This is a genomic window from Acinetobacter sp. 479375, assembly GCF_000581715.1.
GTDB lineage: Bacteria > Pseudomonadota > Gammaproteobacteria > Pseudomonadales > Moraxellaceae > Acinetobacter > Acinetobacter ursingii.
In genome coordinates, this window is record NZ_JEZN01000008.1 from 44855 (window position 1) to 58122 (window position 13268).

Consider the following 13268-nt stretch of genomic DNA (forward strand, 5'->3'; position numbering starts at 1 on the left):
ATTATGCTTCCTGTGCTTTTAGGGTTTTTTGCTCAATGCGTTTTTCTGGGTGCGCATTAAGTACAATACGTTGTACAAAAATACCTGCCAGATGGATTTCATCAGGATCTAGCTCACCAATTTCGACGACTTGCTCAACTTCCGCAACGGTAATTTTTCCTGCCATTGCACATTCGGGATTAAAGTTACGTGCCGTTTTATGGAAAATCAAATTACCAGCTTTGTCAGCTTTATATGCTTTTACCAATGCAATATCAGCGGTTAAAGAAGGCTCCAAAATATAAGGTTTACCATCAAAATCGCGCTGTTCTTTGCCTTCAGCGATGAGTGTTCCAACGCCAGTTTGAGTATAAAATGCTGGGATGCCTGCGCCGCCTGCGCGAAGTTTTTCTGCCAAAGTTCCTTGCGGTGTCAGTTCAACTTCAAGTTCACCATTAAGATATTGACGTTCAAATTCTTTATTTTCACCGACATAAGATGAAATCATTTTTTTGATTTGTTTGGTTTGAAGTAAAATTCCCAAACCAAAATCATCTACACCGGCATTATTGGAAATACAGGTTAAACCAGTAACTTGGGTTTCTTTTAGTGCATTGATCAGTACTTCTGGAATACCACATAAACCAAAACCACCCACAGCAAGAGTCTGATTATCCTTAACAATATCCTGTAGTGCGAGTTCCGCACTTGCATACACTTTATTCATTGTGTTTACTCAACGTCCCTATGTTTTCTTATTATTAACATCTGTAATTTATTTAAGGAAGTTGAAAATTTTAAAGGATTAATGAGAAAAATTAATAAATCTGTTTGATGTGCGAATATCGTTTTTTGATCATTGATTTTCTATGGATATTAAAATTGAAGGATTTTTTCGTAAGGATAACTTGAAAGTGTCTGAATGAATTCGCTGGAAATATTTGAAAGTTCAGTGTCTTTTTTATAAATAATACCGACCGCTTGGTGTACCTGACTATTTTCAATTTCCAGTAACACATTATGCTCTTTATCGATTGAATGTTGAAAATGGCGTGGAATTGCACTCACTCCAATGCCTAAAGCCACAAAACTTGAGAAAGTACTAATCTGGTGACACTCAACTTTTAAATCAAGCACCAGACCTAAACGCGAGGCGTTTTGTTCAAGGAGGTAACGCACAATTGAAGGGTGTTGTAAGGTAATAAATGGATTGGCATATAACTCCTGCCAAGTGATGCTTTTTTTACTGGCTAGCGGATGTGTTTTGGGAATGAGTGCTAAAAAATCTTCATCAAATAAAGCTTTAAATTCCAACTGCTCATTCAAAATTGGCTGAAAGCAAATTCCGAGTTCAAAAATTCCGTCCAATACATTTTCAATAATTTTTTCATTGGGAATATCATGAATTGAAAAACTTAAATTAGGGTGGGCATTGGAAAAAGTCTGAATCACTTCGGGTAAAATTGCATGGGTAACAAAGGGCATTGAAGCAATATTTAAAGTACCCCGATTAAGTTTAAAACGTTGTTTTACATCATTTTCCATGTCTTCCCAGTTTGCCAGTAACTTTCTAGCATAAGGGATCAAAGATTTTCCTTCCTGAGTGAGTTCGACACGGCGAGTATTACGCTTAAATAGCTTTCCACCCAATTCCTCTTCTAATGATTTGATACTCAAACTCAAGGCGGACTGACTTAAATGAAGCTCAGTCGATGCATTGGCATAATTCAGAGTGCGAGCCAGTACCAAAAAAGCTTTGAGTTGTTTGAGCGTCATTTATAGATTCCATCCTAATCAAAAGTTTTTGATTTTAAAGAAAAATTATATCTAACTCTACGACTGATGTACTTGTTTTTTTGTAAAATTAAATCAAGCTCAGTTTTATATTAAAAAACAGTTTTTTAAAATGTGGCTGAAATGATCCAAATCAAAATCTTAAAATCAGAACTTTTTATTAAATAGACTCCTTTCATAATTTTTAAACCCTCTTTATTTTTCTCCTATAGGGAGAAATAAAGAGATTTATGAAAGAAGACTAATAATTAATGAGTTTTATTAAATAATTCATTTGTTTTTTAAATAAATAAATAAGTCGTTTTACTTAAATAAAAATCTTATATTTCAATGCTTAATTTTTTATTTAACAAGCTTTTAAATAATATTCTTGTATTTCGTAAAAATATTGATATTTTAAAATAAATATAAAATCTTATTTGCTGGGTCTATTTAAGAGCTCATTTTGGACAAATTGTATTTATTTATTATTAGGCAAACTGTTATCAAATATTAGGCACAATATTTGAGTTAAACCTAATTTATATTCTTCATAATGGAGTAAGAAAGAATATGTGGGATTTATTTGTTATTCTGCTGTCTTTAGGCTTACTGATGTACACCGCTTATCGCGGGTTTTCAGTCATCTTGATGGCACCGTTATGTGCGTTATTGGCGGTTTTTTTAATCAATCCAAGTAATGTCTTGCCTTTTTACTCAGGCGTTTTCATGCCGAAAATGGTCAACTTTATCAAGGATTATTTTCTGGTATTTTTACTCGGTGCAATTTTTGGCAAAGTGGTTGAAATGTCAGGGATCGCTGAGTCGATTGCAAAAACTATTGTAAACCTCATCGGTGCAAAAAAAGCAATTTTGACCGTGGTGATATTAGGCGCAATTTTGACCTACAGCGGTGTCAGTTTATTCGTGGCAGTGTTTGCGATTTATCCATTTGCCAATCAATTATTTCAACAAGCCAATATTCCGAAGCGCTTAATTCCTGGCACGATCGCACTTGGTGCATTTACCTTTACCATGGACGCGCTACCGGGAACGCCACAAATTCAAAACGTGATACCAACAACATTCTTTGGAACCAATATTTATGCTGCTCCATTTTTAGGGATTATTGGTGCGATTTTTGTATTGAGTACAGGTTTGTTATACCTAGAATGGCGTCGACGTGTAGCTGCTCAAGCAGGGGAAGGCTATGCAGGTTTTGTTTCAGATAATTCTGCAAATAGTGTTGATTCTGATGTAAATCTTGTACAGGAAAATGCGCGTGATAATGGTTCGGTTATTCGTCAGATTCTAGCCTTCGTTCCTTTGGTGTTAGTTGCAGTGATGAATAAATATTTATCGACAGCAATTAAAACATGGTACCCAAACGGTTTTGATTTTAATGCAATTGGTCTTGCAAATTATACGGTTGATGTTGCAAAAACGGGTGCGATTTGGGCGGTCGGTTTGGCACTGATTGTTGGGATTATTGCGGCTATTTTATTTGATTATGGTCGTGTGGCGAGCCAATTTAAAGAAGGTGTAAATGCCAGTATTGGCGGTTCGCTTTTGGCTGTCATGAACACCGCGTCCGAATATGGTTTCGGTGCGATTATTGCGGCTTTACCCGGTTTTGCTTTAGTGAGTCATGCATTGGGAACGGCATTTACCAATCCTTTGGTGAATGGTGCGGTGACCACAACTGTATTGGCAGGGATTACAGGTTCAGCATCAGGCGGGATGAGTATCGCTTTGAGTGCCATGGCAGAGCAGTACAATGCTGCTATTTTGGCTGCGGGTATTCCGCCTGAAGTGATGCATCGTATTGTGGCGATGGCATCGGGTGGCATGGACACACTTCCACACAATGGCGCAGTCATTACCTTACTCGCTGTAACAGGTTTAACACATAAGCAATCTTATAAAGATATTTTTGCAGTTACGATCATTAAAACAGTTGCAGTATTTGTGGCGATAGCTGCATTTACATGGTTCGGAATTGTGTAATTGATTGATCAAAATAAGCTATGAACTTGTTTTGGTTTAAAAAATCAAGGCATTTTATAAATGAGGCAGGAGAAAGAACGTGACAAAACAACTCGATGGTAAGGTGGCTTTTATTACAGGTTCTGCGAGCGGTATTGGTCTGGAAATAGCGAAAAAATTTGCATTGGAAGGTGCAAAAGTGGTTATTTCAGATATGAATGCGCAAAAATGTGAAGAAGCTGCACAACAGCTCAAAAGCGAAGGTTTTACTGCTATCTCGGCGCCTTGTGATGTGAACAATGAACAAGCCTATCAAGCTGCAATTGAACTAACGCAAAAAACATTCGGAACACTGGATATTTTAATTAATAATGCAGGGTTTCAACATGTGGCAGCAATTGAGGAATTCCCAACCGAAGTGTATCAAAAACTGATTGCGGTGATGCTAACGGGTTCATTTATCGGCATTAAACATGCTTTCCCAATTATGAAAGCACAAAAATCAGGTCGTATTATCAATATGGCATCGATTAATGGCTTAATCGGTTTTGCAGGCAAGGCAGGCTATAACAGCGCTAAGCATGGTGTGATTGGTTTAACTAAAGTTGCTGCTCTGGAATGCGCACGTGATGGTGTTACAGTAAATGCTTTGTGTCCTGGCTATGTGGATACACCATTGGTTCGTGGGCAAATTGCCGATTTGGCTAAAACGCGAAATGTGAGTGAAACCAGTGCGTTGGAAGATGTGATTTTGGCGATGGTGCCGCAAAAACGCCTTCTCACTGTTGAGGAAATTGCCGATTATGCGATTTTCTTGTGCAGTGAAAAGGCAGGTGGAGTGACAGGACAAGCTGTAGTGATGGATGGCGGATATACTGCTCAGTAGTTTGTTCTGATAAAAAAGACCACGATGTGTGGTCTTTTTTATCACTCGTGTTTTGCATTTTAAATTTTCTCGGGTTCAGGTCGCCGCCAAACCCAGATAAAAACAAGCAGCATGAATAGAATACATACAAGGTTAAACCAGAAATGAGGTACATGAAGTATCAAGATGCTGCTAGCAAGTGTCATACTAACAGCCATCATATATTTTGATTTTCTGGAAACTTGACGCTGATCTTGCCAGTTACGAATCATGGGACCAAATAATTTATGCTGGTAAAACCATTGATGTAATCTGGAAGAGCCTTTTCCTGCAAAAAAAGCTGCGAGTAATACAAACTCAACTGTAGGTAAACCCGGAACAAACAAACCAATCACACCAATACTCAGGCCCAAGCAAGACAGACCTATAAATACAATTCTTAAAAAGCTGGATTTAGATAAGCTTTCATGATGTATATTTTTAGATGTAGTGAGCTCGATCTGATCATGATTTAGGTGATCAGAGGTTGAGGGCAACTTGGACGGATGGGTGGGTACTGACATTTTACTGATCTGTATTTACTGTGGTTAATAGCGATGCAAAGCGGGCAAAACCATTCATTGCACCTTGTACGACCTGATCCTGTTCAGTTTGACTTAAACCTGCATCATCGAGTGCCTGAACAAAGCGTTTCCAGACTTTTGCTCTGCCTTCAGGATAAGCAGCCAGATTTCGTGCACCAAATTCTTCGGAAAGTTCCAGCTTGGTTTTGGCTTCCTTAAATAAAAACGCAGCTCCGAGCGTTGAACCTTCAGAAACGTAAATCCAGCCTAGCGCTTCAAGTGCATTGGCATCCTGACTCGCGATATTAAGATCTGTGGGTGAAACTCCTAAATCTTGTAAATCTTTAAACGCTGCGTCTGAACGACCACGAACATCCAGATCAGGAATAAAATCAATGATTTCTGGATATTTAAATAAATACTCAACATCACGCTGAAAATAATATTGAGCCAGTGTAAATTTTGCATAATGCATTCGACTTGCAAAAACATCTGCCTGAGCCATTAAGTGATGCATATGTTCATGTTCTGCTGCTGTTTCAGTTTTTAAGCGAAGTGATAGTGCTGAACTTATATGATGTTGAATGTCTGTTTTGCCAACGGATTGGTTCATATCGTTACCTAAATAAAGATGTATATTTGCGGAGTAAATAAAGGTCTATATACGCTATGACGAAGGAGGATAGAAAAAGACGCAATAAGAAATGCCGCTTTTTTATAGAAAATATCGTTCAGAAATAGTTTACAATAATCACATTAATAAATGATAATAATTCTTGTTTATATTATTCATTCAATATTTTGCTATGGATCAATCTTTCTCTCCAACTGCACAGAAACAATTCATTCATGAAATGTATCTGGATCATCATGATTGGCTTCAACAGTGGCTTAGCTATCGCATTCGTTATCCTTTTAATGCAGCCGATCTGGTACAAGATACTTTTGTTAAGTTATTACAAACTCGGCAAAAACTACTCGGAATTCAGGAACCAAGAGCTTATTTAGTCAATGTTGCCAAAAATGTACTAATTGATAAGCATCGACGTTATGTATTAGAGCAAAGCTATCTGGAAACTCTAGCAGGAGAGTTACAACTTCAAGAGATTGAATTATCAAATAATCAACTTGAAGAAGTGGTACAAATTTTAGATTTTTTAACAATCGCTTTAAATGAAAGCCCAGTATTGGCAAGAAAAGCTTTTCTGATGTATTACTTTGAAGGTTACAATCAAAGTGAAATCGCTGAACGGATTGGTAAATCTTTAAGGACGACGCAAACTTATTTAGCAGATTGTCTAAATCTATGTCTTGAAGCACGAGAACAGTTGCTTGAGTCGGAACATGACTGACCCAAAAAAATTACAAAAAGAATTATCTTTATGGATTATTCGTTTAAACACAGATGATCCGATTGAACGTTCTCAAGCTCAAGTCGAATTTGAGCATTGGCAACGACAGCATCCCGAATATCATGATCAATTCGATAAAATTAGTCGCTTTTCTGACGAATTAAAACAACTTCAGGAAACACACCGTATTCATAGCCAGACCTTGCAAAAGTCGCTAAAACACACTCAACAAAGTCAACAACAGCTAAAAAAGGCTTTTGGTCGTGGGATATTGGGCATTGGTTTTATTGGGCTATTCAGTATTTTGACCTACCATTATTTTCCCTATGCTTATTACACCGCAGATTATAAAACTGCAACGGGAAGTATGCAGTCATTTGTACTTAAAGATGGTTCAAAAATTACGCTAGGGGCTAAATCTGCCATCAAATTGCATTTTAATTCACAGATACGTCAGGTTGAACTGGTTCAGGGTGAGATTTATGTGGATGTCGCAAAAGACAAACATCGGCCATTCATCGTGCAATCAAAGCAAGCCGATTACAAGGCATTAGGAACACGATTTATTGTGCATCAAAATCGTGAAAACAGCAGTATTAGCATGTTGCATTCAAGTGTTGAAGCAAGTGCGAAGCAGGTCAATCAACGTCAGCGTGTACATGCTGGTGAAAAGGTACAAGCTGACGCGCATGGCTTTGGACCGATTCAACCGATTGCAATTCAATCTACTGAATTTGCATGGCAACACAACCAGATTTTAGCCGATAATCTGGCTTTACCTGATTTACTAGAACGTCTAAATCGACAGCATAACGTTTATTTTATTTATCGCGCATCTGTACTTGAGTCATTCAAAGTCAACGGGGTGATTGATGCTCAGCAGGATGTTGAACAAACTTTAAACTTAATCAAAGCTCAATATCCACAATTAAATATTCAAAAAATAGGAAGTCATGTTTTTATTATTCAGCTTGAAAGTTAGAAAATAACGACAAATTGCGTGTTTTTGGATGGTGGTGCGTCATATAGGGAAGAACAGCAATTATTTGCTAATTGGCTTAGTTAATGATTATCATTTAAGTGGGGCTATCGTTTTAATGCACATTTTATCTTCCCAATATTCTCTACAAAAAATAGCGTTGGCCGTTTCTCTGGCAATTTCTGTCAGTTGCGTTTCAGCCCCTATATACGCTGCAAGTAGCAATTCTTTTGCTTTCTTTCAAGTGGAGCGTGGTTCTTTGACTCAGGCGCTCAATAGTGTGGCATTGCAAGCCAATGTTTCATTACTGATGGATGCAAAGAAGACCAATCGTTACCAAGTAAGTGCGATAAAAGGCAATTATACAGTTGAGCAAGCATTTGCCAGATTGATTGAAAATACGCCTTTTCAGATGATGAAATCATCGGCAGGTTACTTATTGGTGGATAAGAAACCAGAAAATGAACAGTCTGATGAAAAAAGTGTGGGGGCTTCAAGTGCCATAAAAAAAGGGCAACTGAATTCATCTTCAATTCTCTATCAGGATAATCATCAGTTATATCAAATGCCAACCCTTTCTACGCAGGCAGAAAATTCAGATACGGTTCAGTTTGGGCAAAGCGTTTTAAATCAGACCGCGATTGATCGTTATCAGGCCAATAATGTTGCACAACTATTAGACACCATGCCTGGGGTATCTTCGGCTGGCTCTCCTAGACCCGGCGGACAAACCATTAATATTCTGGGTATGGGAGGAGTTGAAGATGTTCCCATTACACTGGATGATTCGGTCAAATCTTTTGATAAATATCGACAAGGGTCAGTCTTTATTGAACCTGAAATTTTAAAACGGGTTACGGTCGATAAAGGTCCGCATAATGTTGAAGTTGGTAATGGCGGTTTTGGCGGAAAGGTGACACTGGAAACCAGAGATGCGCAAGATCTATTAAAACAAAATAAAAATGTCGGCGCATTTCTAAAGTATTCGCGATTTAGTAATAACCAACAAAATACTTATACGGGTGCAGTGTATGGAAAAACTGAAAATAATCTGTTGGATGGGCTGTTTTACTATACCAAACGCGATAGCGATAATGTAGAGCGTCCAGATGGAACCTCTTTTTTATATTCAGCTCAGGAACAGGACACATATTTAGCAAAACTGAATATTCGTCCAGATGAAAGCCAAAAGATTTCTTTCAATGCCATGCAAAGTAGCCATACAGGCTGGGAACCTTTTGCTGCAATGCGTGATCAGGATGCTGTTCCGAGTGCCGCAGATATTGCAAAGTATGGCTATGACGAAGCATGGAAACGCCGTTTAGTCTATCGTGACCAAAAAGATACAAGCTATTCCGCCGGTTATGAGTTCAATCCTGCTGCGAATCCTTATATTAATTTCAAAGCAAATTTTTCTTATTCAAAAACCAAACAACATGATAAACGTTTGGAAGGGGTTTCTTTTTCAGCGGCCAATCTTGGCGATGAAAGCTGGGTGAACTATACCAATACAGCACTAAAACTTTTAAATATCAGTGATATTGATACGGCGTATGGTACACATAAGCTAAAAATCGGGGCACAATATCAAAAGATGAAGCAAAACTCTTTGATGTTGGTTCGCTCTTATCTGAATAATCCTCAATATAATTATGGACTCTATCAACCAAATTATATGCCCGCAGGTGATCAGCAAATGTATAGCGCATTTGTTGAAGATCAATATCAGATTGGGGCAGTTACGATTACGCCGTCTTTACGTTATGACAATATTATCAATCAGGGTTATGGCAATCTGGCTCCACGTTATAGCACGGCTGAAGCAGGTCATGATTATTCAGAAAAAAGCTATACAGGCTGGTCACCCCGTTTAGCACTGGCATGGAAACAGGCAGATTACCTCACGTGGTTTGCTAATATCAGCAAAACATGGCGTGCGCCGCGCGTTGATGAGCAATATTATAATGATGGCCCAAGTTCTACGGTATCTGCGACCAGTCTGTATTTGCGTCCCGAAAAAATGTTGGCGATAAGACTTGGTAATGAAATGAATTTTGATCAGCTTTTGACAGATGATGATCATTTACAGATCCGTCTTAGCTATTATCATAACCGCGGTTCAGACGAAATTTTCCGTAATCGTTCGGTTTTCTGTCAGGCACAAGCCGAGATTATTGCACAGGGTGGAAGTGCGAATGCCAGTGTGTGTAATGGCCAATATGATCATGGTTTTTACAGAAATATTACTGATTACACCATTAAAGCTTATGAAGCAGAGCTATTTTATAATCAGCCCACCTATTTTGCAGGTTTAACCTATTCTTATGTGCGTGGTCAACGTGATAATTCTCCTGTTAATCCATGGTTTAATCAAAAAACATGGATTGAACAAATACCTCCACGCAAGGCGACAGCTACGCTAGGTGTCAATGTTCCTGAACATGATTTGACCATGGGCTGGCGTGGAATTTTTGTAGATGCGCAAACCAGAAGTATTTTAAATACGGATTATTCAATTGGGGCTTCTGGTTTTTCATTGCCTCATACTAAAGGCTATGCTTTGCACGGTATTTTTATCGATTGGCAGCCAGTCGGTGAAAATGGCCCTCAGTTGAATTTCTCTATTGATAACCTATTTAACCGTGACTACAAAATGTATCTGGGAGAATATATGACAGGTACTGGACGTGACTTTAAGTTGAGTATCTCTCAGCGTTTTTAAAATTAAGTAATGAATGGTTTGAGAAAGAAAGCAACGGGTTTTCTTTCTCTTTTGTGGGTTCAACTGAAACTTAAAGCACCATAAAATTAGCTGTACTTCGTGCCAGTATTTTATGGTTTTGCCATGCTTCACTTTCGATATTTAAAATAGATTTACCTTGCTTTACAAAGCGACATTTGGTCTGGACGACACCAACCTGACATGGGCGTAGAAAATCTAATGTCAGATTAATCGTGGTAGCAGGTTGTCGATCATTCGCCAGAAATGCAAATAAGCCCATCACATCATCCAACATTGCGCAAATCATACCACCTTCAACGGTACCTCTAGGGTTGGTAAAACTTTCTAATGCGACATAATCAATTTCAAGTTGCTGCGCTTGATCGTTCCATTGAATATGATGTCCGCCTAGCAAATAGTGAATAGGAGGAAGTTTGTTAGTCATATCCATTTTTTATTTTCCATAAATTGGAGTAGGCTCCCGATGATCTAGAGCCTATCAGTGTTATTTAAATTTCCACGTATAATCAATATTGATACGGGTTTCATTCACAGGTTTGATATTGGCGTTGGCCGACATGTTATTGTCGTAGATGGCATAACGTGCGCGAAGTCCCAGATTTTTGAGCCAACCGCTTTGAATGGTATAGCCCAGATCAAAATCAGTTTCGCGCTCTTTTAAATTGGTTCCACCCAGATTGGGCGCATAAATATTTCGTCCCATGGTATAGCGTGTCATAAAGCGTAAACCCGGAACATAATCCTTAAAATCATATTCATAGCGGAAACTATAAGCTTGTTCTTTGGGATTGAGAAACTCGCCTGGCCATGTATCAATCAGTAGTCCTGTTTCTCCACCACTTAAATAAGGAAACGCAGTTTCACCATGATGCTGAAATGTCCCAAAAATAAATTTATGATTTTGATGCTTCAGTTCAAAATGCGCATGATATAAGTCATTCTCGACTAAGCCTGCTTTTGCATTGCCTTCATCACGACTTCGATAATAATGTAAATAACTACTCAATCGTGTGGTTGGGTTGATCTCCCATTTGTGTAAAAAACCTGTTGTCCATTGATCATAAAGATTATTCACATCCAGATAGAATAAACCTAAACGTAAACTCGAATTGACATTGTAATATCCGCCTGCATAGTACAATCCATCAGTTTCAGCATTTTTAAAACGTCCATTTACTGCTGAAATTCTGATATTTTCAAAATTAGTCGAATCACGTTGATTCACTTTATCAATATAAGCAGCCTGTAATTCAAAATCTTTTACATCTTTAGATTCTAGTGAAATTCCACGATAAGTTTGTGGTAACAAACGGGCAGGAGAAGCGACTAAAACAGGATTCATCGGTCTAAGCGTTCCTATTTTAAGTTCAGTCTGACTAATTTTAGCTTTAGCCGTGACACCGATTTCACCGTAACTTGATGCGGGTTCATTGGTGGCAGTGTCTCGCGGTAGATTTCCAGTTCCTGCATATTTCGCACTGGCATCCAGCTTAAAACCAGCGGTGGCGAGAATATCCAGACCAAAGCCCACTGTTCCTTCGGTATAGCCTGAATTGGCCTTGAAAATAAAGCCTTGTGTCCAGTCCTTCGCTGCTGGATATTTGGAAAGCTCCTGATAATCGCGGTCAAAATAAAAGTTGCGTGTAGTCAATTCTACGCTACTGTTATCGATAAAATTCCCCGCAAATACAGAGCTAGAAAGCATAAGCGTGGAGTACATCCATAATTTAGACATGGCATTTCATCCTGAAATATCATTGTTGTTTTAAGCAAGACTTGTTTGTTCTTTCTGCCTTGCTTCGCTGTTAAAATTTGAATTATTTTCCCAAGAGTTCACGCGCCACGATTTCTTTCATAATCTCGTTGGTTCCGCCGTAAATTTTTTGCACGCGGGCATCGACAAAGAAACGTGAAATTGGATATTCCTGCATGTAGCCATAGCCACCAAACAGTTGTAGTAATTGGTCAATCACATCACATTGGGTATCGGTGATAAAACATTTCAGTGCGGCGACGTGGTTGACGCTGAGTTGCTGTTGGCTATACATCTCAGCACATTGATCGACAAAAGCTTGTGCGGCTTTGGCTTTAATTTGCGCATTGGCAAGTACAAATCGGGTATTTTGCATTTGGCTTAAGGGTTGACCAAAGGCTTTGCGTTGTAAGACATAGTCTTTAGTCAGTTCAATTGCACCCAAAATTGACCCAAGTGCCATCATGGAAATGCTCAGGCGTTCACGCGGTAATTCTTGCATTAAGTAAGCAAAGCCTTGTCCTTCATTGCCTAAACGTTGTGAAGTGGGAACTTTGACCTGATCAAAAAATAGTTCGGCGGTATCTTGTGCATGTAAACCAATTTTTTTCAGTGAGCGTCCTTTTTTTACGCCTTGTAAATGGGCATCAACTAAAAATAACGATATGCCTTTAGCGCCTGCCTGTGGAGTGGTTTTTGCCACCAATACAATTAAGTCTGCATGTAAGCCATTGGAAATAAATGTTTTGAACCATCAACGATATAGTCGTCGTCAGTTAATATGGCTTGTGTACGGATTGCCTGTAAATCAGAACCAGCATTGGCTTCAGTCATGGCAATCGCTGTGACCACTTCACCTGTCACCATTTTAGGAAGCCAATATTTTTTCTGTGCTTCAGTACCGATATTTTGAATATAGGGCGAAACCAATTCATTTTGCCCACCGATGGCAACTGCCAAAGAGGTAAATCCTGCCTGTGCAGTTTCTTGAACTAGCATCAGTGAGTAATGGATAGGTGCGCCATAGCCGCCATATTCTTCTGGAACATCGACGCATAAAAAACCATTTTCACCCAGTTGATTCCAAAGCTTTCGTGGAATTAAGCCATCCTGTTCCCATTGTTCATAATAAGGAGCGACTTGTTCTTTTAGAAAACGTCGATAATTATCTCGAAATAGTTCAAATTCCGTATTGTATTGCATATTTCACCTTTTTTAGGGCAAAACTAAGGAGGAAGCTCAAAAGTAAATTTGAACTTCTTATGTAATTTCAAA

11 protein-coding genes and 1 pseudogene are annotated in these 13268 nt (G+C 38.6%); 5 read left to right on the forward strand and 7 right to left on the reverse strand.

The features are described 5' to 3' along the window. Position 1: 1 nt before the first annotated feature. Positions 2-706, reverse strand: a complete 705-nt coding sequence (locus tag J500_RS08695; protein WP_004998886.1) for a CoA transferase subunit A — start codon at positions 704-706, stop codon at positions 2-4. A 149-nt stretch (positions 707-855) separates the two neighbouring features. Continuing rightward, a complete protein-coding gene (locus tag J500_RS08700; protein WP_004998883.1) occupies positions 856-1755 on the reverse strand; it encodes a LysR family transcriptional regulator in 900 nt (299 codons plus the stop codon). A gap of 570 nt (positions 1756-2325) precedes the next feature. Between J500_RS08700 and J500_RS08705 the strand changes: the two genes are divergently transcribed. Together J500_RS08705 and J500_RS08710 are read left to right on the forward strand one after the other, a co-directional pair. Continuing rightward, complete coding sequence (locus J500_RS08705) at positions 2326-3759, forward strand: GntP family permease (protein WP_004998881.1); 1434 nt, start codon at positions 2326-2328, stop codon at positions 3757-3759. A 79-nt stretch (positions 3760-3838) separates the two neighbouring features. Then, positions 3839-4624, forward strand: coding sequence for a 3-hydroxybutyrate dehydrogenase (locus tag J500_RS08710; protein ID WP_004998878.1), 786 nt, complete (start codon positions 3839-3841; stop codon positions 4622-4624). 59 nt (positions 4625-4683) lie between these two features. Here J500_RS08710 and J500_RS08715 read toward each other — a convergent pair whose 3' ends face one another. Further along, positions 4684-5166: a YbaN family protein gene (locus tag J500_RS08715; protein ID WP_004998876.1), complete on the reverse strand. Its 483-nt coding sequence runs from the start codon at positions 5164-5166 to the stop codon at positions 4684-4686. A gap of 1 nt (position 5167) precedes the next feature. Next, entirely contained in the window at positions 5168-5779 is a 612-nt protein-coding gene (locus J500_RS08720; RefSeq protein ID WP_004998874.1) for a biliverdin-producing heme oxygenase, read from the reverse strand. A 193-nt stretch (positions 5780-5972) separates the two neighbouring features. Between J500_RS08720 and J500_RS08725 the strand changes: the two genes are divergently transcribed. The 3 genes from J500_RS08725 to J500_RS08735 are packed head-to-tail and all read left to right on the forward strand — an operon-like array spanning position 5973 to position 10219. Continuing rightward, positions 5973-6518 (forward strand): sigma-70 family RNA polymerase sigma factor, encoded by a 546-nt coding sequence (locus J500_RS08725; protein ID WP_004998873.1) that lies wholly within the window; start codon positions 5973-5975, stop codon positions 6516-6518. Then, entirely contained in the window at positions 6511-7500 is a 990-nt protein-coding gene (locus J500_RS08730; RefSeq protein ID WP_004998870.1) for a FecR family protein, read from the forward strand. Before J500_RS08725 ends, J500_RS08730 begins: the two co-directional genes overlap by 8 nt. A gap of 28 nt (positions 7501-7528) precedes the next feature. Next, a complete protein-coding gene (locus J500_RS08735) occupies positions 7529-10219 on the forward strand; it encodes a TonB-dependent receptor (protein WP_004998869.1) in 2691 nt (896 codons plus the stop codon). A gap of 70 nt (positions 10220-10289) precedes the next feature. Here J500_RS08735 and J500_RS08740 read toward each other — a convergent pair whose 3' ends face one another. The 3 genes and pseudogenes from J500_RS08740 to J500_RS08750 all read right to left on the reverse strand — a co-directional run bounded on the left by J500_RS08740 (position 10290) and on the right by J500_RS08750 (position 13196). Beyond that, complete coding sequence (locus J500_RS08740; protein WP_004998865.1) at positions 10290-10670, reverse strand: PaaI family thioesterase; 381 nt, start codon at positions 10668-10670, stop codon at positions 10290-10292. Positions 10671-10724: 54 nt separating this feature from the next. Then, positions 10725-11975, reverse strand: a complete 1251-nt coding sequence (locus J500_RS08745; protein WP_004998863.1) for an OprD family porin — start codon at positions 11973-11975, stop codon at positions 10725-10727. An 82-nt stretch (positions 11976-12057) separates the two neighbouring features. Beyond that, positions 12058-13196 (reverse strand): annotated as a pseudogene (locus tag J500_RS08750) (acyl-CoA dehydrogenase family protein). Positions 13197-13268: the final 72 nt, after the last annotated feature.